Here is a 23427-nt window from a genome sequence, read left to right on the forward strand (position 1 = left end):
ATATACGAAGGGTTCTTTTGTGTTTTATCAGCCCAAAAGCTTTAATTTCTGGCTTTACCGGGCATCGGCCCAATCAGCCTACCCCCATGGCACATAATATACGATGTACGCAAGGGCGTGCCAAACAACCACTTGAAAGGGGAATGACCATGTCTGGAGTTGAAGATACAAGAGGCGGTTATGGATGCGGCGGTTACGGCGGAGGATTTACAAACACAGGTGCCATTCTCGTTCTGTTCATCTTGCTCGTGATTATCACTAAATCGTTCCTCTGTTAGTACCAATACACACTTACGCGAGAACCAAGTGATCTGATTGCATGATTCCATTACAGCACAAAGAAGGGTATACCGGGACACAGCCCGGAATACCCTTCTTTTGTTATCTTTTGTACCTCTCACTGATGAGCCCAATGTAATAATCCGAGTTGGTCAGGTGTCCGATCGTTTACTCGTCCTCTTCTTCCTTCAACCACTTGTTACCTTGCGAACGCCGCATGATCACAATCACCAGTATACCCAAAATAAGTGCTACTCCGGTGACAGTCAGTCCGCTTGCTCCGGCAGCCAGCATAGGCAGCCACATGAGTAACGCAGCCAGTGCATGTAGATGGAATATGAATCCCAACACCTGAGAACGACGACTCTCACCCGAGATTGGATAGATCATAATCCAGAACGATTCACTATGACTGCGACGCAGCGCACCTAACTGAACACCTGCAAGCAACAGGAAGAACAGATACACCCCGACACCAAAGTAGCTGCCTGCTGTCCACCAGGATAGTAACATGCCCAGTACAATTAAGCGTAACACGATTGAAAACACTTCGGTTCGAATAAACGTTTTGGTTATCAAGTAACGGTAAGCTTTCCCTGCATTCCAGGGAAGACCGCTCCCCAATTTGCTAAGCCAGCGACGCGAACTTACTTTCTGTCCGGATGAAGGTACATCCACAAACCAGCCAAGCGTACGCATAACCCTGCCAGCCTGACCCTGCTCTACCTGGATCAGTCGTTCCCACGCTACCCGATGTTTCACCGGTATACGCAAGGCGACGATGTAGACAACAGCCAGCAACAGCAGGAACCAGACGCTGCGCTGCGGTGGCTGCCACAGCCATGCGCCAACCGCCAGCACTGCCAGAGCCCATCGCAAGAGACGATATCCTCTTGCCGCACCGACCTGAACCATTCTTAGCTCTTGCCACGCTCCATAACTGGACAACCCTTTCCACAGCAACAGGAATACGATGAACCAGCCAAATGGCCGTGCATCCAGATCTGCTCTGACATAGAGCGGCCACAGTGTAACAAATACAAGCAGCAAGCCCAGAGTTTTATAGATGATGCCCCGGGCAAAGCTGTTCTTCAAATACTCCTGCATCCGGTATTCCTGTGGTCGCAGGAACACAATATCTGCCGGAAGCAGATATGTACGATAACTGCTAAACAGCACTAGTGGTGCCAGCAGCAGCAATGCAACCCAGCGAATCGGAAATTCCGCCGGAATGTTCTGGACAAACGATGTATACCAGGCGGAGAACGCAATGACGAGAAATAAAAAAACCATAGCTACACCGCTCTGGATCACATAACCCAGATAAGGAAGAATTCCGTTCCAGAATCCTGTGCGTCTTTGCTTCCATAGCTGCTTGAGATCCATGCTCAATCCCTGCCTTGTACGAGGGAATAGAACATGTGCTCCAGCGTGGCATCCGATTCCCCGAATTGGGAGCGCAGTTCATTCAGCGTACCTTGAGCAATAACCTGCCCACGGTGCAGAACGATAAAACGGTCACAGTAATTTTCAATCGTGGACAGAATGTGTGAACTGAGCAGGATGGATGATCCTGAAGCTTTCATCTCCAGCATAAAATCAAGCAAAGAGCGAATACCCAGCGGGTCCAATCCCAGGAAAGGCTCATCAATGATGTACAGTGGTGGTCCGGCCACAAAAGCACACATAATCATGACCTTTTGCCGCATCCCCTTAGACAGGTGGGTCGACAGACTTGTACTTTTCTCATTCATACGGAACAGTTCCAACAGTTTCTCCGTACGTTGTTTGAAATCAGCCTCCGACACATTGTACGCTCTTGCCGTAAACTCCAGGTGCTCCATCACCGTCATCTCATCATACAGTTCAGGTGATTCCGGTACAAATGCCATAGCCGATTGGTAGATCTGCGCATCCTCGTCCCGCTTCTTGCCCATCACTCGCACTTCGCCCTGTTGAGGGGTCATCAAGCCGAGGATATGTTTCATGGTTGTGCTTTTGCCAGCACCGTTTAAGCCGATTAGTCCGACCATCTCTCCACGTCCAACTTCCAGATCGATGCCGTGAAGGACGGGCCGTTTGGCACTATAACCTCCGCTTAACCCGCTGATTTGCAGAACAGGCGATTGAACGTTTTCCATCTATCCCTGCACCCCTTTCGTCAGATTCTATTCTTCGGAGCGTGGCGTTTTATCTTTACTCCACTTGGGTGCTCCTTTGTTTTTACGATCCTGGTCGCGCTCCGTGCGGCCTGTATTACCCGTTGGTTTGCTACCTGCTGGACGCGAATTGGAGATTGTAGCTCGGGTTCCCCCATTACGATTGCCCTGACCTGGTTTGCGATCTCTGGATTGTCCTGGTTTTCTGGAGAACGAATGTCCCTCAGGCCGCGTGTCCGGACGCGGGTCAGCCTCCAGTACTTTACCGCCAAAGAGTACACGTTCTGACAGTTCGATTCCAAGTTCGCGTGCGAATTTACGCATAATAAAGATCTGTGTTTCATCCACAATGGACAAAACGATACCCGAGCGTCCCATCCGGCCTGTACGACCTGCACGGTGAACATAGTGCTCCGAGTCAAAGGCAGGGTCATAGTTAATGACCATTGGCAAACCTTCGATATCCAGTCCTCTGGCAGCCACTTCGCTGGCAATCAGCAACTGAAGTTTGCCATTACGGAAGGCAGACAATACGTTACTGCGGGTCACTTTGTCAGCATCTCCATACAGCGCAGCAGCGGACAAGCCCAGATGATTCATTTTTGCTTCAACTTCACCAATATCTTCGGTTGCATTCACAAATACGATTGCCCGATCCGGATTGTACTGTCTAACCAGACGACGCAGCATGTCAATTTTGTTACGGTTTTCTTCTACAAAATAATAATGCTCAAGGCCCGCAGCCGTAGCTCGATCCGGTTCAATTCCGATCTGCACAGGCTCTTTCATCTCACGCTTTGCGAGTCCAGCTGTATGCTCATCAATGGTTGCTGACAGGAAGATCAGCTGACGGTCCCGCAATGCGCTCTTAAGTACAAAGTTCACGTCACTTACGCCGCCAAGTTGGAACACTTGGTCTGCTTCATCGATAACAATCGTAGAGACGTTGTGCATTTTCAGTTTTTTGAGTGTAATCAATTCCTTCAGTCGTCCCGGTGTACCCACAACCAATTGTGGATGCTCACGCAACTTCTCGATCTGACGTTTAGCCGCTGCGCCTCCAATTAGACCCAATACGCCAATCTTACGTTCTTCCGCATAACGCTGCGCTTCACGTACAATTTGCATCGCCAGCTCTTGCGTAGGTGCAATAATGAGTTTCTGCGTACCTTTGATATCCATTTTGATGGATTGTAACAGTGGCAGCAGATATGCCAGCGTTTTTCCTGTTCCCGTCTGGGATTTGGATACGACATCTCGGCCTTCCAAAATAACCGGGATCGTCTGAGCCTGTACAGGTGAAGGTTCGTTAATGCCATGTTTCGCCAAAACGGCCTCCAGATCCTGTTCCACGCCAATTGAAGCAAATGTTTGATTCGTCATGTATGTCCATCCTTTTAAATTTATTCATTTTGATGCTAGCCTTGCTTGTACGGATATAAACCGAAGCCTGTCATCACATTACCTTTCATTATATGCGAAAAAAGCCCGTGTACCAAATCTTATTCCAGAATTGTATGTATACACGCCAAAAAAAAGAAAAGCCCCTCGGCGGAGCCTTTCTTTCATTCCGTATATGATGCCTCGTATCACATTTACTTCTGATTCATTACACCGTGCGACAATCGATCTGCAAGACGAGGAAATAGCTGGTACAGCCATATGCCAGCAGAAGCAAGTCTTGGCAGATTCACTTCTTCCTTGCGCTTTTTCATCGCCCGAATCATATGACCCGCAACGTCTTCCGGTTTCAACATCATCCAGCGTACATTATTCACATAATTGCCAGAAGGGTCAGCCCGATGGAAAAATGGTGTATCAATCGGACCCGGATTAATCGTTGTCACCATGACGCCAGTCTTGCGAAGCTCTTGACGCAGCGCATTACTAAATCCGAGGACAGCATGTTTCGTAGCCGTATAGGAAGCGGATTTGGCTGTACCGATTTTGCCAGCCATGGAGGCCACGTTCACAATCTGACCTTTGCCACGTTCCAGCATTTGTGGAAGCACTGCTTTGGTGCAACGTACAATGCCCATGTAATTAACGTCCATCATCTCATCGAATTCCTGTACAGACATCTCTGTCATCGCTGCGAATTTCCCGTAACCTGCATTGTTCAGCAAAATGTCGATTCGTCCGTATTTATGCAATATCGCATCCACAGCTGCCTGAACCTGCTCACTATCCGTAACATCAAGTGTGAGTAATTCATGCGGCCCTTTCAGCGAGGCACCAATCTCTTCCAGCTTGTCCCGTGAACGGGCAGCCAGAATTGGGATGGCTCCTTCTTCTATCAGCATCTGCGCACACAGCGCACCGATACCACTCGATGCACCTGTGATAAACACTACCTGATCTTTCAGCATCCGTGATGTCCTCCCGTATTGAACACATATTGCCTTTTGAGGCGTATGGTTCTATTCTACGAGATCATGACCTGAATATCCATCTCACCAATGCCGTCCATCAGTAAAGGAATACTCAGTGCTTTCGTTGCACTAAATGTAGTCAGATATTCGGACTTCATCACTTGTGGAGGTGTAATATCGACCACAACACCCTGGTTTGACAGGATCGTGCTGGCGTTACCACTGATCATATTCCCCAGTTCGGAAATCGCACTTTTGCTCATTTCATCCATTTCTGTAATGACAAAACCACCCATCATCGCAGATACAATTTTCAATGCAACTTGTTCATTAATTCCAAATACAATGTTTCCGCTAAGTTGTCCGGTCATTCCGATCACGATCCAGACATGGTCTGCAATGTACTCTACATTTTTCACGCCAAGACTCCCGGTGGAAGGCGAAACCTGGATGAGCTGTTCGAATACGTTCCGTGCCGATTCCAGGAAAGGATTAATCACTTCCGCTTTCACTGTCTATGTCCCCCTCGCACTGGGTTATTGGTCACACACCAAAAGTCCCATATTCATTAAATTTATTATACTTTATCACGTACAAGAATTCATTAAGAATTCGTTAAACCATGTGTACTATAATTTATCGTCATCCGTGGGGCAAATGTTTATAGCTGATTCTAGCGAATAAACAGCGCTTTTCACTTCTTTTGAAGAAAGCATTTCGATCATCGTGCGTGGCAAAGGGCATTTAGGACTTTATTACTGCTTTCTCGCAACTGTAAAAAAAATCAAATTCTTGTATTCGCGTTTTTTTCACAGTCTCTTGAACTACTTTTGATCCTGATAATCACCTTCATTGCTCTGCTGTCCTGAATCACCTATAATTTAAGATAACGGAACAATAACCAGTTACGGGATTACATCACACTAAACACTACATAATCAAGAAATTTTGCCTGCAAGGAGGTCACCTATGAACATAAGCCAACTGGAGACACTAATTACCATTTCCAAAACGATGAGCTTCCGCAAAGCGGGAGAACTTCTGAACCTGACCCAGCCTGCCGTCTCGGCCCAGATCAAAAGTCTGGAGGACGAATTCAGCACCGTTCTTGTGGATCGGAACCAACCTGTTACCCTGACAGACCGTGGACAGGTATTCCTGGAGCACGCTGAACGGATGCTCGACATCGTTGATGAGTTGAAACAAAAATTGTCCGATCTTGATGAAACGCCTCAGGGACGTATCGTATTAGGCACAACAACTTCCATTGCTATTCAGATCTTGCCAAGGGTGTTATCCTATTTCCAAGATCAATTCCCGCTGATCAAAACCAGTATCCAGTCCCTTCCTTCATCACAGATCTATACCCAGGTCGAAAATGGTCTGGTTGATATTGGTATCGGTTATCTCACGGAGCGTAATCCCAACCTGAATACATCTGTGCTCTACTATGACACATTTGAACTCGTGGTATCTCCTTCCCATCCGCTGGCAAAGAAAAAACATGCTGCAGTGGATGTGCTCCGGAGTACACCATTGATTCTGCTGTCCCCTGATACCGTAGGACGAAGGTTTACGGAAACTATCTTCAAGAAACATAATATTGAACCTAACATTGTAATGGAGTTGTCGAGCAGCGAAGAAGTGAAACGGATGGTCGAGATTGATCTCGGGGCAGCTGTCATCTCCAAACAATCTGTTGCGCATGAGTTGCGTCAAGGTACATTGCGAATGATACCCTTAAGTGAGCTGGAGGTCAGTCACCCTGTTGGTGTCATCTATAAGTCCAGTCGATACCTTAACTCAGCAATGCAACAATTCATAAGTGACCTCAAAGGTATGCCGGAAACCCAATTCATCAGTTCAGAATGACAATGAGCCATGAGAAAGGAAGGATTCCATATGAAATTTGATCTTCATACACATCATTTTCGTTGTGGTCACGCAGACGGCAACATCCGCGATTATATAGAGGCAGGTATTAAGGCAGGACTTCAGGCCATCGGTATCTCGGATCATACGCCGTACTTTGGCAGTGAGCTTGAGCAGGCATTTCCCCGGATCGCAATGGGCAAGTCGGAATTGCAGCATTATGTGGAAGAAGTCCTTGCTTTGAAAGAAGAGTACGCTGGTAAAATCGATGTGCTGCTCGGCATTGAATCCGACTACTTCCCTGTTCATGCAGAATTGTACCGTACCACACTGGGACAGTATCCTTTTGACTATATTATTGGTTCAGTTCATCATACCGAGGATGTGAGTATCTTCAACAAAACCCGGTGGAATGGCCTAAGCAATGCTCGCAAAGTTGAAGTGAAAGAAAGCTATTATTCATTAATTCGGGAATCGGCTCGCAGCGGTATGTTCCAGATTCTTGGACATATTGATGCGATGAAAGGAAACTATCCACCTTTCTCCGATATTATCGCTGATCAGGCCATTGATGAAACGTTGCAGGTCATTGCAGAATCCAACGTAGCGATCGAAATTAACACATCTGGCAAAACCAAACTCAGCGGTGGCTGGTATCCCTCGGATGCCATTCTGGAACGCGCCCATCATTATGGAGTGAAGGTGACATTTGGATCGGATGCTCATAAACCACAGCGGGTTGCAGACGAGCTGGATGACGTTCGTACACGTCTCAAGGAGATCGGATTCACCGACTGGGTATACTTCAAGCAGAAACAGATGCAGGTTGTACCACTGTAAAAAATAGCAAACACAAAGGCCCCCACAGCGCGCTTGTTCACGCCGTGGGGGCCTTTTATTGCCCTATATAAGGAAATATAATTATATTTTACACGATAACGGAGAGGACAGAAATAACGTGAAGAAGCGAAGCGGTCGCCTAAAAGCTTTCTGAAAGAAAGCTGCATCGGAAGCATACGCTATCCCCGGATTTCCCCTTCTAAAATATGGGAATCAAAAAAATCCGGGTATAACAGCGATCGGAAAGTTATTCTGTCATCGGAGTGGCCAGTGTAAATATTCCACAGTTAACTTATATGGACAAAAAAAATGAACCCGCTCGCGCGGGTCCCAACAGCATTATCTATTATCAAAAAGGGGGTCATGAGATAAGTTTACCCCCTGTCTGTTAGAGTTCAATTGCAGCTATATTTCAATTGTGTAACAAATGATTGAAGTTCGATTCATTCACGTTTGGCTACTCTTACTCTATGTCATTGCGGCTTGTCAGATACCAGGGTTTGCAGGTCTTTTTCCTGAAGCGGGCGTACGTATTGTTCCCGATACATGCTATACACTTTAACATCCATCAGGGATTCTGATCCCTCGTCATCCTCATCATTCAGTCCGAACGAGGGAAGACTCCGCTCATAGGACATCCCTATTTTGCTTAGCACCCGTTGTGAAGATACATTGGCCTCATAACAACGTGCCTCCACCCTCCCCAGATGAAGATCGTCAAATCCAAACTGCAGCAGCCGCTGTACCGCCTCGGTAGCCACACCCCTGCCCCAACAGGACCTGTTCAGGATATAACCAATCTGTGCGGTACCATTCTGATCATTCCAGTGCTGGAATGAGGTGATCCCAATAACTTGTTCCTTGCCTCTCCAGCAGATCCCATAATGTAACGAATCCAGCTTGGCGCTGCTGCTCCGTATCTGGTTCAATAACCGTCTCGCTCGGATTGGCGTGGGCTGGCTTCCCCTATTCACATATCTTATGACTTGAGGATCGGAAAAGAGTTCCGATAATGTGCTGTAATCACTTTGACGTAATGATCGCAGGACAAGACGCTCTGTCCACAAAGCCGGCAGACCTTGAACCAGCATTTTTCGGGTAAGCATGACAATCGCTCCTTTTGCCTAAACGGGCTCTAGTCCGGTAAGACAAGCATGCTCTGATGATGATCCGGCGTAATACCATTTGAACTGATCCACGAACTTTAGTATTCGCATTTTAGTATTAATATATTGCATCATTCAATTCATCACGCTAAAAGGTCCAGATGCTGACTACTCCTGCAGCCCGCGATAGATACCCGTACGAATCTCACGAATATAGAAATCCAATGCAGGAACATTCGCCGACTGTGCAACCTGTACTTCTCGCTCAATATCATAAGGCACCCGCACGAATTGAACATTGAACGGGGGATTGTTATCGTTGCTGTCTTCACCCTCCAGAATACAGTAGGAAGCTTGGGGAAGATCGAGTGGATTACCAACACTGCCTGCATTAAACAGTAACTTGCCGTTCATATACTGCAAGTATGCGTTATGCACATCCCCATAACCTACAACATCTGCAACACCTTGCTCAGGCTCATCAGCCGGAGGATCAAACATTGCCAACCTCTTTTCCATCGCGTCCCACGGCTGTACACGATGGTATACACTTTGAGGTGAAGCATGGACCAGACGGATGGTGCGACCGCTCAGTTGAAATTGATGACTGAAGGGCAGGCCCGCCAAGTACGCCAATCGTTCCTCACCCAGCCGCTCTGCTTGCCACGTAAAGTTCTCGTTGTCTTGGTTAACCGCAACCAGTTCATCCCAATTGCCACGGATAACAAGTTCGCACGTCGCTCTCACCTGATCCACAACCTGTACCGGTTCTGGCCCCTTGCCCACGAGGTCACCAAGACAAAAGATTCGCTCCACGCCACGACTTCGGATATCTTTTAACACTGCTTCCCAGGCAGTCATGTTGCCATGAATGTCGGATACAATCGCAATTCTTTCCATCTGGATAACCTCCATTCATGTTCAACCCTTTATGTTTTAAATTCATCTTATATTCTTTTATGTGGTTGATCCTTTAAGCTCAAACACCGTTAATTCTGGTCTGCACAGAAAACGAATGGGCAGTTGAGTCATGCCAAAACCACGATTCACATACACCGGCATCTGTGTCTGGGTGGTGTAATATACCCCCTGGACATCCGTGTAATACAACCCTTGAACATACTTGTGTGAACCTCGCGGAGTTGTCAGTGCCCCGATCCAAGGAAAACGTACCTGTCCACCATGGCTATGACCGGAAAGTTGTAATCCGAAACCATAGGGAGTGGCAATATCGGCATAATCCGGTTCATGCATAAGTAACAATTTCCACACATCATGATCCAAACCCTTGATGGCTTGGGCAGGATCAGGCCTGCCTGTAAGTGCGTCATCCAGACCAGCTATAGCCAGACGTTCGCCCCCTTGTTCAATCACCACATGTTCGTTCCGTAACAAAGTGAATCCCGCTTCACGGAACATGGTTGTCACTTCATTCTGCTGTCCACCCCGATAATCATGATTCCCCAAAACAGCATATTTGCCATACTTCGCTTGCATGGAGGCGAGTACCGGAATACATTCACGCATCGGCTCTGCTTCCCTCTCGACGATGTCTCCGGTAAAACAAATCAAGTCCGGTCGCTGCTCCTCAATCGTTGCTGCCAGCTTCTTCAGCTCTTTCACCCCGGTATGAAAACCAAGATGGGCATCGCTGAACTGAACTACACGCAAACCCTCAAATGCCTTTGGAAACTTCGGAAGTTTCAGCTCTACTTGCTTGATCTCCAGACGACGCGGTTCCCATAACCAGGCATAACCTCCTGTAAGCAAACTGGCACCCGCTGTCATCAAAACCATGCGCAATAAGAAACTTCGGCGAGAGGGATCATGATCCTTTTCTTCCCCAGGAAACACAGACTCTTCTGCACCTGATGCTTTGTGCGAGCGCTGGGACGGCGAGTTGTTGCTGCCCTGACGCGGTGTCTCTGCCATATCTCCCCCTCCTTCTACGCTCTTAATCCATCCCCTTAGTATATCATATTCTGCATGGGTAGCCCGGTTCCTCTGCTTCATTACAAAAAGAAGCCGGGATCTCCGGCATGTTGCTGCACGGGATCACGACTTCTTCTAAGTTGCAGATTACACTTCTGCACATGTTATGACGAGATTATACACCCAACCAGCGTTTGAACATATGCTTGGTCGTTTGTTTGTTCATTTCGGCAATGGAGGTTGTCAGTGGAATGCCTTTTGGACAGGATTGCACACAGTTCTGTGAGTTACCACAGCCCTCGATGCCTCCGTCTTCCATCAACGCTTCCAGACGATCGTCGGCGTTCATCTCCCCTGTTGGGTGAGCGTTGAACAGACGCACTTGAGACAGTGCTGCTGGACCGATAAAGTCTGTTTTCTCATTGACGTTCGGGCATGCCTCCAGACATACACCACATGTCATGCATTTGGACAGCTCATATGCCCACTGACGCTTCTTCTCAGGCATCCGTGGACCTGGACCGAGGTCATAGGTACCATCGATCGGAATCCATGCTTTTACTCGTTTCAGGGCGCTAAACATCCGGCTACGGTCGATGACCAAGTCACGAACCACTGGGAATGTCTTCATCGGTTCGATACGAACAGGCTGTTCGAGCTTGTCGATCAGGGCTGCACATGCTTGACGTGGCTTGCCGTTGATGACCATGGAGCAGGCACCGCAGACTTCTTCGAGACAGTTGGAATCCCAGCACACGGGAGCAATGGATTTGCCATCTGTATTGACCGGGTTCCGCTGAATCTCCATCAGGGCGCTGATCACATTCATGTTGGGACGGTACGGAAGCTCAAATTCTTCGTTGTACGAAGATGACTCCGGGCTATCCTGACGGGTGATGATAAACTTGACGGTTTTGTTGGCTGTAGCTTGTTCCGCCATATCGTAGTCCCCTCCTCTGGTGACGATGATTGTATTGCTGATGCGCAAAATGGTTTGGTGCACGGGAGACGCTTCGTCAGCGGAATGCCCCTCTGATCGCTGTTATCCCCGGATTTTTTTGATCAACCTTTTCCAGGGTTAAAATCCGGTGATAAAGGCGAGCGCTTCGCTTCTTCTGGGCATTTCCGCTTCCTCCGCTACGTCGTGCACACAGGGTCACTTTGCTGGAAACTGCACTCCATTCATGCTGGATGGGCAGTATTGAAGTTCTGAAGCATCGCTAAGGCGCTTTGCTTCTTCTGGGTATTTCCGCTTCTTCCGCTATGTCGTGCACTGGGTAACTTTGCTGGAAAACTGCACTCCATTCATGCTGGAGGCAGTATTGAAGTTCTGAAGCATCGCTAGGGCTTTGCTTCTTCTGGGTCTTTCCTTCACTTTGATGGCAGTAACTTTGAAGAAGCTTTGCTTCTCCAAAGTTGTCCTGCCTCTTCGTTCAGGTGCTTAATATTTAACTTTATAAATAAATCCGTGATATTTAATCCTTGGAGTAATCCCGGATACGTGGTGGGATCAAGGATACGTCTACTGGCTCGTACGAGATTTTCGGGCCTTCCTTCGACCAGCTTGCGATGGTCGTTTTCAGGAACTCTTCATCATTACGTTCCGTGAAATCCGGTTTGTAATGCGCGCCGCGGCTTTCGTTACGGAGTAGAGCACCGAGAGTCATTGCTTCTGCCAGTTCAATCATGTTCCACAGTTGGCGAGTGAATGCTGCGCTCGGGTTATTCCAACCAGAGCTATCATACATGTTGATTTTGCCATAACGCTCTTTCAATTCCTTGATCTTGCCAATCGTGGCTTCAAGCTTGTCGTTGTAGCGCACAACCGTCATATTGGCTGTCATCCACTCGCCAAGCTCTTTATGAATGACATAGGCATTTTCCGTGCCCTGCATTTTCAAGATGCCTTCGTACTTGTCGCTTTGTTGTTTGGTGTGTTTCTCAAATACGGAAGATGGGATATCAGCGGACGACTTTTTGAGTCCTTTGATATATTCAGCCGCTTTTGGTCCAGCCACCATACCACCATAGATCGCAGATACCAATGAGTTTGCACCCAGACGGTTCGCACCATGGTATTGATATTCACATTCACCAGCTGCGAACAGCCCCGGAATGTTAGTCATTTGGTTGTAATCTACCCACATGCCGCCCATGGAATAATGGACTGCCGGGAAGATTTTCATTGGGATTTTACGCGGGTCATCACCCATGAACTTCTCATAGATCTCAATGATTCCGCCGAGTTTAACATCCAGTTCCTTCGGATCTTTGTGCGACAGATCGAGATAAACCATGTTCTCGCCGTTCACACCCAGACCCATATCCACGCAGACGCTGAAGATTTCACGAGTCGCGATATCACGTGGAACAAGGTTACCGTAGGATGGATATTTTTCTTCAAGGAAGTACCAAGGTTTTCCGTCTTTGTACGTCCAGATCCGTCCACCTTCACCACGCGCGGATTCAGACATGAGACGTAGCTTGTCATCCCCTGGAATGGCTGTTGGGTGAATCTGAATGAACTCCCCGTTTGCGTAATTTACACCTTGCTGATACACCGCACTTGCTGCTGTACCTGTGTTAATTACAGAGTTGGTCGTTTTACCGAAGATGATCCCCGGGCCACCACTCGCCAGAATAACCGCTTCTGCCGGGAAGGTCTGTACCTTCATCGTTTTCAGATCCTGAGCCACGATCCCGCGACATACGCCTTCATCATCCAAAACTGCCTGCAGGAACTCCCAGTTCTCATATTTCGTAACCAGGCCAGCTGCTTCCCAGCGACGTACCTGCTCGTCTAATGCGTAGAGCAATTGTTGTCCTGTTGTCGCTCCGGCAAATGCCGTACGGTGATGCTTCGTTCCCCCGAAACGACGGAAATCAAGCAAACCTTCCGGTGTCCGGTTGAACATTACGCCCATACGGTCCATCAAGTGAATGATGCCAGGTGCTGCTTCGCACATCGCTTTAACAGGAGGTTGGTTCGCAAGGAAGTCACCGCCGTATACCGTATCGTCAAAGTGTACCCATGGGGAGTCACCCTCACCCTTGGTATTTACCGCTCCGTTAATGCCGCCTTGTGCGCATACAGAGTGGGATCGTTTAACAGGAACCAGTGAAAATAAATGAACATGGACTCCGGCTTCAGCCGATTTGATCGCCGCCATCAATCCCGCGAGACCGCCGCCCACAATAATTACATTCGTTGATGCCATTGCTGTTCACTCCCTTATAAGTCAGCATTTATACGCTAAATGCTTAAATTAGAACTGTTTTTACTGCGTCAATCATCGAAGTAGCTGTCTGGAAATCAATGCTCCGGAAAGCAAATAGTGAAGCAATAAACATGATGGAAACAATAGCGAACAAGCTCATACATACGTAAGAGGATACACGTTGCGCACGCGGACCAACTGTAATTCCCCAGCTAACGAGGAACGACCACAGACCATTGGCAAAGTGATATGACGCCGCAACCACACTGATCATATATATCGCAAAGGTTATCGGATTCGTCACCGCATCATGTATAACGCCGCCAATCTCTTCATGGGATACATTACCCAGCGCAATCTGTACTCGCGTCTCCCATACGTGCCAGATGACGAATACAAACGTAATAATACCGCTTACCCTCTGTAACGTGTAGCGCCAGTTGCGCTCATTACCGTAACGCCCAACGTTAGGCTTGGCCTGATAGGCAATGTAAAGACCATAAACACCGTGATAGAACAACGGCAACCAGATAAGTAATGCCTCAATTACAATAACAAGAGGCAAACCGTTCAGAAATGCAACGGCACCGTAAAAAGCTTCTTTGCCGCCTTCAACTGCCGTGAAGTTCGTCACCAAATGCTCAACAAAAAACAAACTGAGCGGAATGACGCCAAGCAAGGAGTGCAGCTTTCTGGAGTAAAACCCTTTCATAAAATGTCGATCCCCTTTCGCTAAATACAACGTTTTCATAAATGATTTCACTTATCATGACACGAATCCTTTTCCATGAAAAGGTTCGACAAATTGTTCCGTTTTCCCCAGGTGTGAACAACTTGTGTCACGGTTCATGTTACTCCTTTTTTTCTTATAAGGGAATTGCAATATAATTATTAAATGTTATAACCTATAGGTATAAGCAGTGAAACATTGGGTTTACAGGCTATACAACATGGAAAACGATTGAGCAAGGGCAAGAATCACATTCATGGAAAAGAGGTTATTGTTCATGTTTGAGGAGTTAAATGCATTTGCAGCGGTCGTGGAGCAGTCCAGCCTCAACCGTGCATCCAAGTTACTGAACTTGTCCCAACCCGCACTTTCACGCAAAATTGCCAAATTGGAGGATGAACTCGGGGTTGCCCTGTTCCACCGCCGTGGCAAACGGCTGGAGTTAACCAGTGTGGGCCAGTTCACCTATACCTATGCTGTAGAACAGAAGCAGCAACAACAGAAGTTCCTCACTATGCTGGCCCAGTATAAAGACGAAGAACAGAGCACCATTACACTCGGAGCCAGTCTGACGACGCTTCAAACTACGTTACCACCTCTCGTCAATGCCTTTATGGAGAAACATCCAAATGCCGAACTGAAACTGTTGACGGGTAAAACACATGAGATTGTCTCGTTTGTGCGTGACAAAAAAGCCGATGTAGGCATTGTCGCCTCCTCCATCAGCGAAGTGGGGCTTAACTGTGTGCCGCTCTTTGACGATCACCTGGAACTGGTTGTGCCGCTTACACACCCCTTGTCCGGTAAGGAAGCCGGGATGGAGCATTTGCAGGATCTGCCGATGATCACGTTCTCCAAAGGCACCTGGTATCGCAAATTAACGGACGACCTCTTCCAGCGCTGTGCCGTGATGCCGGATATTCGCATGGAGATTGATTCCTTCGAAGCGATCATCCGACTTCTGCCTTCCGCCAAAGCTGCTGCTCTATTGCCCAAGTCATATCTTCGTCCACAATTGCTCGCGGACAATGATCTTGTTTCTGTTCATTTGCCTCAATTACAGCAGACCCGCAGAACAACTTGTATGATCTATGGGGAAAAAGAGGACCTCAGCGAGACTTCCAGACAATGGGTCAAGGAGACGGCTGCACTCTTTACAGCAAAGGCGCCATTGCCCTCACGGAGGGCTACGACGCCTTTGCCTTGATCTGAAACAGCCAGGCTCTAACGTCTGGCTTCCATATTTAACACATGATAATTATCAGCTCTCTTGGCTGATAACCTCTTCTTCAAATCGGTCGATATCTGCATTATTACCAATAATGACCATGATATCCCCCATTTGAAGCGAATCCAGTGCCGTCGGAGCGATAATGACCCCAGCTTCTTTCTGTAACGCCACAATGCTACAACCAAAACGTACACGTGCATTCAGGGTTGAAAGGGTTTTGTTGTGCAGACAGGCGGGAACCTTCATCTCGACAATACTGTAATCATTGGATAATTCAATGTAATCCAGCAAGTTCGGGGTAACCAGCTGGTGGGCAACCCGAATGCCCATATCCCGCTCAGGATAAACGACACGATCAATCCCCAGTTTATCCAATGCGCGTCCGTGAAGGACGGATATGGCCTTGGCCACGACCGTCTTGACGCCCAGCTCTTTTAACAGAATCGCGGTGAGAATGCTCGTCTGAATATCATCCCCGATAGCAACGATACAGCAGTCAAAATTTCGAATACCCAGGGAGCGTAGCACTTCCTCATCTGTGGCATCGGCTACAACGGCATGGGTGACCAATTCACTAATGTCTTCGACGACTTCTTCATTTTTATCGATCCCGAGTACCTCGTAGCCGAGTTCCATTAATTCCTGTGCCAGACTGGAGCCAAACCGCCCAAGCCCAATCACCGCAAACTGCTGTGTTTTCATTGTTCTTCACGAACCCCTTATCCAAATCAATTTCAAAACTCACTAAAAATAGATTTATCCAATAATCATTTTGCCTTCCGGATACCTGTATAACTCTTTACCCTTTTTCTGCCCAAGTGCATACGCTAATGTAATCGGTCCAAGCCTTCCAGCAAACATCGTAAAACAAATCAGGAGTTTGCCCAATGTAGTCAACTTCAGCGTTAGTCCAAGCGATAATCCTACAGTACCAAAGGCCGATGTCGTTTCAAATAAGATCATCATAAAACTGGCGTCTTCTGTGGTACTCAGTGCCATCGTTACAGCTATGATGAACAAAAGCGCCAGCAATGTAATGGTAAGCGCCTTGAAAATCCGTTCCTGTACAAGCCGATAGCGGAAAAACACGATATCTTCACGTCCACGCATCATGGCGATGACCGCTCCAGCCATAATCATAAATGTCGTTGTTTTGATCCCGCCTCCGGTAGAACCCGGCGAAGCACCAATGAACATCAGAATGATCATAAAGAACTGTGTTGCCTGTCTCAGCCCGGCAATATCTACCGTATTGGCTCCTGCTGTTCGCGGCGTAACGGACTGGAAGAATGAACCGAGAATTTTGCCACCCCAGTTCAGGCCACCCAGTGTCCGTGGATTGCTGAATTCAAATACGAAAATGACAAGTGCACCAAACACAATTAACAATCCAGTCATTAACAGTACAACTTTGGAGTGCAGAGACAGCTTCCGCGTTTTGCGGTAATCCACCAGGTCTGACAACACCACAAAACCGATACCACCAGAGACAATCAGGAACATTGCTGTAAAATTAACCAACGGGTCATACACATAACCGGTCAAACTGCGGAAATCCCCAAACATATCAAAGCCCGCATTGTTGAACATCGAGATCGCATGCCAATAGCCGTAATAGATCGCCTGTCCGACTGGCATGTCGAACGACCAGCGGATGGCAAACAGTGTGCCACATATGCCTTCGATAATGAGTGAGTAGATCACAACTTTACGGATCAGCCGGACGATGCCCTCCATCGTGCTCTGGTTCATCGCTTCCTGTAGAATCAACCTTTCCCTGAGCGAGATCCGCCGTTTGAACGCAATGGCAACCAATGTGGACATTGTCATAAAGCCCAGTCCGCCAATCTGAATCAGAATCGCGATTACAACCTGACCCAGCACCGAGAAATGAGTCCCTGTATCGACCACAACCAGACCAGTGACACAAACAGCCGAAGTTGCTGTAAAGAGCGCATCAATAAATGCAAGACTGTCACCGTTACGGTTGGATGCCGGAAGCATTAACAACAGTGTGCCTACCAATATAATGCCAGCAAACCCTAACACAAGAATACGGGGTGGCGATAATCGCATCCATTGCACATTCAGTTTCACTTGAGTATCTTCCACCTCTTCTAAAATGAAAATAACTCCACACCCGTGGAGCCTTCTTCATTTGAAATGCTGTTGCCAAACGTTAAACAAGTATGATTCAGTTTAAAACGACATATATAATGAAGTTGGAATATATCCTATTCGTTCCCTTGTTGGGCGAAAGACATGCGAATCATTGCACATTTGTTTCAAAATTATAAGCGCTGCGACGTTTGTAGACAAAACGTTTTTTGTGGAAATCGGATCGAATTCAGCCAAAAAGGGAAGAACTCAGATATGGCGACGGATGGATCAGATTCTTTCGGTCCTTTTCATTCATTTTCAAGGATTTACACCTGTTTTCGTTACATCATTGGCATTCGGTGCTTGGCCTGTGCTATGTTAACTTTAATATCCATATTAGTGCGTGTTCAAAAAGGGCGGTTTTCAGTACCAAGAAGATGGGATGAAGATAGAAACTTTTTGAACTACCTCTATCAATAAAGGAGGAACACCATTACATGAATCCCTTAGGGCAGCCTTTGCAACTCAAGGCTAACTTCAAGCGGCTGGGGTTGCTTGCGGCGATTGGCCTGATTCTATTTTTTGTATTTCAGATCTTTCCTGCTACCTCATCGCAAACGACAGAAATTTCGTCTACGTCCTTCATAACCAAGGAGCAGGCGAAGCAATCCGCACGATCATTCGCAGCTTCTGTGAATGACTATACACTGCCAAATCATGATGCAAAAACCCTGGTCACCTACCAGACACATTCCGATATCTACGGATATATGGCCAAAACCAAACAACTTGATACCTATAACCAGAAATGGGAAACAAGCTATCCTTACGATGTATTCCGCGTTCGTTTGCCTGATCAAGACAAGGGCGGTTATCTTAATGTTGACGTACATATGAAAACAGGAAAAGTCGTCGGCTTCAAACGGGAACTGCCTTCTTCACTCTATACCGCCATTGAGGCGGAGCAGGTTAGTGGACGAGTGACCACATCGCAAGTACTTGCTGAAGGCAATATATCTCTGGACGAGAAACAACAGCTCGCGGCTGGCGTTCTGACCGAATTCGGTTATGAAGTGCCGGCACTTCAACTGGAGACTCGCGATGGTGAAGCGGGACTGAAGTATGTGGATTCTGAAAAAGCCATTGGAGACTCTAAGCTTGAATTGAATTTTACGTTTGAAGAGGGTGCGGTACGATCCTTCGATCCTGGATTCTCTGTCCCGGAATCCCATACTGATTATGTGAAAGATCAAACGCGCCAAGCCAATTGGATGACTTATGGCGGTTATGCATTCCTGACCTTTGTTCTGGGCGTGCTGGCAATCATCTATAGCATTCTGACCCGAGCACATACGTCTTTCAAACGCGGGATCATCCTCTCGCTGGTGTATTTCGCAGCTTCGGTAATTGGTACGCTGAACATGATACCACTCTTTCAGGCACAAGGGCTCTCCAGCTTCATGTTAGCGTTCCTGATGTTAATGCAGGCGGGAATTACACTGGTCATGAGTGCAACCATCTATCTGTCCCTTGTTGCTGGTGACGGCATGTGGCGCAAAATAGGTCTGAACCCATGGCCTCGTGCCAAAGAACCCGGATATGGAAAATATGTACTTCACAGCATGGTTGCTGGTTACCTGTGGGCATTCATTCTACTGGGTGTGCAATCCATCCTGTTCTTCATTCTGGAGCGAAGCATCGGCACATGGTCAACGACGTCAGCAGATCAATCTACTTTTAATATGACCTATGCCTGGCTCTTCCCGATCATGGCCTGGATGGCCGGTATTGGTGAAGAAACTGTTTATCGACTGTTCGGCATTCGCATGATGCAAAAGATTGTGCGTAACACGTTTATTGCCTGTCTGATTCCAACCATCATTTGGGCACTTGGACACACATTGTATCCGATCTATCCAGTAATCACCCGTCCCATTGAGCTGATGGTGATTGGATTGCTGTTCAGTCTGATCATGCTACGTCACGGCTTCATTGCCGTTGTATTCGCCCATGTGATCTTCGACAGCTTGCTGATGGGACTCAGCTTGGTCTTTATGGGTGATGCCCTGAATATGACAGCCGGACTCTTCTGGATTGTACTCCCGGCCATTGTTGGATATGTGGTCTACAAATTCAATCCAAAACAAAAAGAGAAGCCGTATGTTACGACTCCTCATCCCGAAGTGCTGCAATAATCTGATTTGCCAGTTTGTCACCAATAGATAGAGGCCGGAAGTCTTCAACGCTGGCCTCTTTTATTTTGCGCAAAGAGCCAAAATGCTTCAACAACAACTTACGCCGCTTCTCTCCAATACCCGGAATGGCATCCAAACGTGACGTGACCATCGATTTGCCACGCTGTTCCCGGTGGAACGAGATCGCAAAACGGTGGACCTCTTCCTGTATCCGCTGCAACAAGTAAAATTCCTGACTATCCCGTGGCAGGGAGATGACTTCCGGTGGATTACCGATCATCAACTGCGAAGTCTTATGCTTCGCATCCTTCACCAGACCACATACCGGAATAAACAGCCCCAGCTCATTTTCCAAAATATCGACCGCAGCCGAGATCTGTCCTTTACCACCATCAACCACAATCAGGTCAGGCTGGGTCAGGTTTTCTTTTAATACCCGTTCGTAACGGCGACGGATGACCTCTCTCATCGTTTCATAATCATCCGGCCCTTCAACCGAACGGACCTTGTACTTCCGATATTCCTTCTTATCCGGTTTACCATCGGTAAATACGATCATGGCAGATACCGGGTTTGTACCCTGAATGTTCGAGTTATCAAACGCTTCAATACGGTGAAGCTGATCCAATCCAATAAAACGTCCCAGTCCTTCGGCAGCTTTGGATGTACGTTCTTCATTTCGCTCAATCAAACGGAACTTCTCTTCCAATGCCACACGTGCGTTATCCACAGCCATCGTGATCATCTGGCGTTTCAATCCACGTTGCGGAATGAGCACTTTGATCTCCAACCACTCCTGTAAAGCAGCAGCAACCTGAGTTGGGTCTTCCAGTCCTGATGGAAGCTTTTCAGTTGAAGTAGTTGTATCCATTATTGATTCATCCTCTTGCATACTATCAGGTTGTTCACCTTCTGCATCTGTGGAACCTCCGTAAGCTGCACGAGTCTCAGCAACCAGTGGCTGGGAAGCGTTACTGCGCTCCACTTGTCCCATCTGCTCGAATTCTACCTTAACTGCGGCAGGCACCGATCCCTCAGCATCAGATACTGTATCCAAACTTTCGTTATCCGTTGCAAGATCCTTAGGCATTTCCGGCAACAAAATTTCTTGTGGCAATGCCGGATTATCGCTGTAATACTGTGTTACATAGGACATGAAGTCACTATACGCCTCACCGTAAAACGGGAAGGTGGAGACATGGCGTTCGATCATTTTACCCTGACGCATATATAGAATCTGGACACACATCCAGCCTTTATCAATGGCAAAACCAAATACATCTCGGTCTCTGGCATCGGCCATCGTGATTTTCTGTTTTTCCATCATCGCATCAATGGCGATTACCTGATCGCGCAGCTCCTTGGCACGTTCAAAATAAAGATCCTCCGCAGCCTCTTGCATCTTACGCTGCAAATCCTTCTTAATCTCTTCGTGACCACCGCTCAGAAATGAACCAATTTCTTGTGAAATCTGGTCGTACTGCTCCTTCTCCACTTCCTTCACACAAGGGGCAAGACACTGTCCCATATGATAATACAGGCACACTTCTTTGGGCATTACACCACATTTGCGCAGTGGATACATGCGATCGAGCAATTTTTTCGTTTGGTGTGCCGCATACGAGTTCGGATAAGGTCCGAAATATTTGGCTTTATCTTTCAGCACACGCCGGGTTACTTCCAGCCGGGGGTGCTTTTCATTTGTAATTTTAAGATATGGGAATGTCTTGTCATCCTTGAGCAACACGTTATACCGCGGCATATGTTTCTTGATCAGGTTACACTCCAGAATGAGTGCTTCCATGTTACTGCCCGTCACGATATATTCGAAATCACGAATTTCAGACACCAGACGCTGAGTCTTTCCGTTATGACTGCCGATAAAATAAGAGCGTACGCGGTTCTTAAGCACTTTAGCCTTACCTACATAGATAATGGTGCCTTCACTGTTCTTCATCAGGTAACATCCAGACATATCTGGCAACAAAGCGAGCTTATGACGAATCTGCTCCAATGCCTTCTCCTGATCCTGCAAATCATTGATGAATTGATCCATAATTCGGTGAATCCTCCTTCCCGAAAAAGCTGAAATCCTCACGTTACATGAGATACTCCGACGACAGAATGATCTTTCGATCGCTGTAATTCACACGAACACTAGATAACAGAACAACCTTCCAATCGCTGTTATCCCCAGATTTTTTGATTCCCTTTTACAAGGGGAAAATCCGGTGATAAAGGCGAACGCTTCGCTTTTTCAGGTTTTTTCTGTTCTCTCCGCTATTGTGTGAGTAATTAGTGCAATACATATTAAAAGTGAAACTCGGATAAAAATTGCAACGGCTATGCTTCTAAGGCTCATTTCTGTCCTCTCCGTTAACATGTAAATTTCCAGTTTCATTTTATATAAATAGTATACTTTATATTGTCCTATATAAAGGTATTCGACGCAAAACGCCCCCGGCATGTAAACCGGAGGCGTATGTGTAAGCCTTTAAATTATTGGTGTTTTGCGATAATTCCTTTGAGCGCATCTTTCGAGTTCAGACCAACCACTTTATCTACCGGTTGACCGTCTTTGAAGAAGATCAAAGTTGGAATGCTCATTACGCCAAAGCGGGAAGCAGATTCCGGATTTTCATCCACGTTAACTTTAGCAATTTTCACTGCATCGCCAACTTCTGTGGACAGCTCTTCCAGGATTGGAGCGAGCATTTTACAAGGACCACACCAAGGCGCCCAGAAATCAACAAGAACCGTTCCTTCGCCTTCTACTTCAGCGTTGAAGGATTGATCGGATACGTTAACAATAGCCATGAAATTGTCCTCCTTATATATACTTACGGTTTATTTTAACCTGTAACGTCGTGAACGACACTTCCAGTATAACACAGGTACGTCAAACTTGTGAATTGAACGCTGCAATGTTCATCTTCCCAACATCAAATCTTCACAATTACAGGATGTGGCATACTAACTGCAAAATCTTTACAAACGCTTTCTTTTCCAAGTATACTAAAATTACTCCGGGTTTCAGCCCCCCATACGGGCAAGCTGTTTCCCCATAAGGAGGCAATAACATGGATGCAAATGTGCGGATCAGCGACCCGCGTGAACATGTGAACGAGGAACCCCGCAACGATCTATTTGATCTGATCGCGGGTGTTGCCGGCATGGCCGGCCTGATGACAGTGATCTTTTTCGGTATGGTTATCTTCAAATTCCTCACCGAATAGGATGCTTCCAGGCTCACGCAGGACCAGAAAAGCCCGGTTTTCGCGACAATGCGAAAGCCAGGCTTTTTTTGGGACTACTTTAGCTTTTGGTTGCAATCAGCTCAGCTTCTAAATCGTAAGCTTCACCGATAATTTGAAGATTAACCTTGTCCAGAAC

Annotated in this window: 21 protein-coding genes; 6 read left to right on the forward strand and 15 right to left on the reverse strand. The window is 47.1% G+C overall.

Annotated elements, in window-relative coordinates; genetic code table 11:
* The first annotated feature begins 149 nt into the window (after positions 1–149).
* On the forward strand, positions 150–278 hold the full coding sequence (locus tag MHH25_RS24885; protein ID WP_017692471.1) for a hypothetical protein: 129 nt from the start codon (positions 150–152) through the stop codon (positions 276–278).
* 169 nt (positions 279–447) lie between these two features.
* On the opposite strand, the gene MHH25_RS24890 is transcribed toward MHH25_RS24885, so the two are convergent.
* The 5 genes from MHH25_RS24890 to MHH25_RS24910 all read right to left on the reverse strand — a co-directional run bounded on the left by MHH25_RS24890 (position 448) and on the right by MHH25_RS24910 (position 5322).
* Positions 448–1665 (reverse strand): ABC transporter permease, encoded by a 1218-nt coding sequence (locus MHH25_RS24890; RefSeq protein ID WP_340018445.1) that lies wholly within the window; start codon positions 1663–1665, stop codon positions 448–450.
* 2 nt (positions 1666–1667) lie between these two features.
* Positions 1668–2420, reverse strand: coding sequence for an ABC transporter ATP-binding protein (locus MHH25_RS24895; protein WP_036605802.1), 753 nt, complete (start codon positions 2418–2420; stop codon positions 1668–1670).
* A 27-nt stretch (positions 2421–2447) separates the two neighbouring features.
* A complete protein-coding gene (locus MHH25_RS24900; RefSeq protein WP_047841268.1) occupies positions 2448–3821 on the reverse strand; it encodes a DEAD/DEAH box helicase in 1374 nt (457 codons plus the stop codon).
* 212 nt (positions 3822–4033) lie between these two features.
* A complete protein-coding gene (locus tag MHH25_RS24905) occupies positions 4034–4807 on the reverse strand; it encodes an SDR family oxidoreductase (protein ID WP_047841269.1) in 774 nt (257 codons plus the stop codon).
* A 56-nt stretch (positions 4808–4863) separates the two neighbouring features.
* The gene (locus MHH25_RS24910) at positions 4864–5322 is read right to left on the reverse strand and encodes a chemotaxis protein CheX (RefSeq protein WP_340018446.1); all 459 of its coding nucleotides are present in this window, start codon (positions 5320–5322) and stop codon (positions 4864–4866) included.
* 457 nt (positions 5323–5779) lie between these two features.
* Between MHH25_RS24910 and MHH25_RS24915 the strand changes: the two genes are divergently transcribed.
* Both MHH25_RS24915 and MHH25_RS24920 read left to right on the forward strand, forming a co-directional pair.
* Positions 5780–6682 carry a LysR family transcriptional regulator gene (locus MHH25_RS24915; RefSeq protein WP_036605798.1) on the forward strand — a complete coding sequence of 301 codons (903 nt, stop codon included), beginning with the start codon at positions 5780–5782 and terminating at the stop codon, positions 6680–6682.
* 30 nt (positions 6683–6712) lie between these two features.
* Positions 6713–7522, forward strand: a complete 810-nt coding sequence (locus MHH25_RS24920) for a histidinol-phosphatase (RefSeq protein ID WP_338706964.1) — start codon at positions 6713–6715, stop codon at positions 7520–7522.
* A gap of 473 nt (positions 7523–7995) precedes the next feature.
* On the opposite strand, the gene MHH25_RS24925 is transcribed toward MHH25_RS24920, so the two are convergent.
* From MHH25_RS24925 to MHH25_RS24950, 6 genes are all read right to left on the reverse strand, one after another.
* Positions 7996–8628, reverse strand: a complete 633-nt coding sequence (locus tag MHH25_RS24925; protein ID WP_053061418.1) for a GNAT family N-acetyltransferase — start codon at positions 8626–8628, stop codon at positions 7996–7998.
* A 168-nt stretch (positions 8629–8796) separates the two neighbouring features.
* Complete coding sequence (locus tag MHH25_RS24930) at positions 8797–9528, reverse strand: metallophosphoesterase family protein (protein WP_340018447.1); 732 nt, start codon at positions 9526–9528, stop codon at positions 8797–8799.
* A gap of 57 nt (positions 9529–9585) precedes the next feature.
* Entirely contained in the window at positions 9586–10560 is a 975-nt protein-coding gene (locus tag MHH25_RS24935; protein WP_340018448.1) for a metallophosphoesterase, read from the reverse strand.
* Between the two features lie 175 nt (positions 10561–10735).
* Positions 10736–11500: a succinate dehydrogenase iron-sulfur subunit gene (sdhB, locus tag MHH25_RS24940; protein WP_036605794.1), complete on the reverse strand. Its 765-nt coding sequence runs from the start codon at positions 11498–11500 to the stop codon at positions 10736–10738.
* A 535-nt stretch (positions 11501–12035) separates the two neighbouring features.
* Positions 12036–13778, reverse strand: a complete 1743-nt coding sequence (sdhA, locus tag MHH25_RS24945) for a succinate dehydrogenase flavoprotein subunit (protein ID WP_036605793.1) — start codon at positions 13776–13778, stop codon at positions 12036–12038.
* Positions 13779–13821: 43 nt separating this feature from the next.
* Positions 13822–14490 carry a succinate dehydrogenase cytochrome b558 subunit gene (locus tag MHH25_RS24950; protein ID WP_036605792.1) on the reverse strand — a complete coding sequence of 223 codons (669 nt, stop codon included), beginning with the start codon at positions 14488–14490 and terminating at the stop codon, positions 13822–13824.
* A 295-nt stretch (positions 14491–14785) separates the two neighbouring features.
* Between MHH25_RS24950 and MHH25_RS24955 the strand changes: the two genes are divergently transcribed.
* Positions 14786–15715 carry a LysR family transcriptional regulator gene (locus tag MHH25_RS24955; RefSeq protein WP_036673385.1) on the forward strand — a complete coding sequence of 310 codons (930 nt, stop codon included), beginning with the start codon at positions 14786–14788 and terminating at the stop codon, positions 15713–15715.
* Between the two features lie 54 nt (positions 15716–15769).
* On the opposite strand, the gene MHH25_RS24960 is transcribed toward MHH25_RS24955, so the two are convergent.
* Both MHH25_RS24960 and MHH25_RS24965 read right to left on the reverse strand, forming a co-directional pair.
* Positions 15770–16441: a TrkA family potassium uptake protein gene (locus tag MHH25_RS24960; RefSeq protein WP_017692455.1), complete on the reverse strand. Its 672-nt coding sequence runs from the start codon at positions 16439–16441 to the stop codon at positions 15770–15772.
* 54 nt (positions 16442–16495) lie between these two features.
* The gene (locus MHH25_RS24965; RefSeq protein WP_143781474.1) at positions 16496–17836 is read right to left on the reverse strand and encodes a TrkH family potassium uptake protein; all 1341 of its coding nucleotides are present in this window, start codon (positions 17834–17836) and stop codon (positions 16496–16498) included.
* A gap of 500 nt (positions 17837–18336) precedes the next feature.
* Here MHH25_RS24965 and MHH25_RS24970 point away from each other — a divergent pair, with 500 nt between their 5' ends.
* Complete coding sequence (locus MHH25_RS24970) at positions 18337–20034, forward strand: type II CAAX endopeptidase family protein (RefSeq protein ID WP_340018449.1); 1698 nt, start codon at positions 18337–18339, stop codon at positions 20032–20034.
* Here the strand turns inward: MHH25_RS24970 and uvrC are convergent.
* Together uvrC and trxA are read right to left on the reverse strand one after the other, a co-directional pair.
* Positions 20003–22090: an excinuclease ABC subunit UvrC gene (gene uvrC / locus MHH25_RS24975; RefSeq protein ID WP_340018450.1), complete on the reverse strand. Its 2088-nt coding sequence runs from the start codon at positions 22088–22090 to the stop codon at positions 20003–20005. The two genes, MHH25_RS24970 and uvrC, sit on opposite strands and share 32 nt — an antisense overlap.
* A 443-nt stretch (positions 22091–22533) precedes the next feature.
* Positions 22534–22851 (reverse strand): thioredoxin, encoded by a 318-nt coding sequence (gene trxA, locus MHH25_RS24980; RefSeq protein WP_017692451.1) that lies wholly within the window; start codon positions 22849–22851, stop codon positions 22534–22536.
* Positions 22852–23114: 263 nt separating this feature from the next.
* Between trxA and MHH25_RS24985 the strand changes: the two genes are divergently transcribed.
* Positions 23115–23270: a hypothetical protein gene (locus MHH25_RS24985; RefSeq protein WP_017692450.1), complete on the forward strand. Its 156-nt coding sequence runs from the start codon at positions 23115–23117 to the stop codon at positions 23268–23270.
* Positions 23271–23427: the final 157 nt, after the last annotated feature.

The organism is Paenibacillus sp. FSL H3-0457, from assembly GCF_037981725.1.
Lineage (GTDB): Bacteria > Bacillota > Bacilli > Paenibacillales > Paenibacillaceae > Paenibacillus > Paenibacillus amylolyticus.

Bases quoted from the DNA above. Each gene is read 5' to 3' on its own strand.
- MHH25_RS24915 (WP_036605798.1), top strand. From the start codon at position 5,780: ATGAACATAAGCCAACTGGAGACACTAATTACCATTTCCAAAACGATG.
- MHH25_RS24905 (WP_047841269.1), bottom strand. From the start codon at position 4,807: ATGCTGAAAGATCAGGTAGTGTTTATCACAGGTGCATCGAGTGGTATC.
- MHH25_RS24925 (WP_053061418.1), bottom strand. From the start codon at position 8,628: ATGCTTACCCGAAAAATGCTGGTTCAAGGTCTGCCGGCTTTGTGGACA.
- sdhB (WP_036605794.1), bottom strand. From the start codon at position 11,500: ATGGCGGAACAAGCTACAGCCAACAAAACCGTCAAGTTTATCATCACC.
- MHH25_RS24960 (WP_017692455.1), bottom strand. From the start codon at position 16,441: ATGAAAACACAGCAGTTTGCGGTGATTGGGCTTGGGCGGTTTGGCTCC.
- MHH25_RS24985 (WP_017692450.1), top strand. From the start codon at position 23,115: ATGGATGCAAATGTGCGGATCAGCGACCCGCGTGAACATGTGAACGAG.
- sdhA (WP_036605793.1), bottom strand. From the start codon at position 13,778: ATGGCATCAACGAATGTAATTATTGTGGGCGGCGGTCTCGCGGGATTG.
- MHH25_RS24935 (WP_340018448.1), bottom strand. From the start codon at position 10,560: ATGGCAGAGACACCGCGTCAGGGCAGCAACAACTCGCCGTCCCAGCGC.
- MHH25_RS24895 (WP_036605802.1), bottom strand. From the start codon at position 2,420: ATGGAAAACGTTCAATCGCCTGTTCTGCAAATCAGCGGGTTAAGCGGA.
- MHH25_RS24885 (WP_017692471.1), top strand. From the start codon at position 150: ATGTCTGGAGTTGAAGATACAAGAGGCGGTTATGGATGCGGCGGTTAC.
- MHH25_RS24920 (WP_338706964.1), top strand. From the start codon at position 6,713: ATGAAATTTGATCTTCATACACATCATTTTCGTTGTGGTCACGCAGAC.
- MHH25_RS24930 (WP_340018447.1), bottom strand. From the start codon at position 9,528: ATGGAAAGAATTGCGATTGTATCCGACATTCATGGCAACATGACTGCC.
- uvrC (WP_340018450.1), bottom strand. From the start codon at position 22,090: ATGGATCAATTCATCAATGATTTGCAGGATCAGGAGAAGGCATTGGAG.
- MHH25_RS24890 (WP_340018445.1), bottom strand. From the start codon at position 1,665: ATGGATCTCAAGCAGCTATGGAAGCAAAGACGCACAGGATTCTGGAAC.
- MHH25_RS24900 (WP_047841268.1), bottom strand. From the start codon at position 3,821: ATGACGAATCAAACATTTGCTTCAATTGGCGTGGAACAGGATCTGGAG.
- MHH25_RS24955 (WP_036673385.1), top strand. From the start codon at position 14,786: ATGTTTGAGGAGTTAAATGCATTTGCAGCGGTCGTGGAGCAGTCCAGC.
- MHH25_RS24950 (WP_036605792.1), bottom strand. From the start codon at position 14,490: ATGAAAGGGTTTTACTCCAGAAAGCTGCACTCCTTGCTTGGCGTCATT.
- trxA (WP_017692451.1), bottom strand. From the start codon at position 22,851: ATGGCTATTGTTAACGTATCCGATCAATCCTTCAACGCTGAAGTAGAA.
- MHH25_RS24970 (WP_340018449.1), top strand. From the start codon at position 18,337: ATGAATCCCTTAGGGCAGCCTTTGCAACTCAAGGCTAACTTCAAGCGG.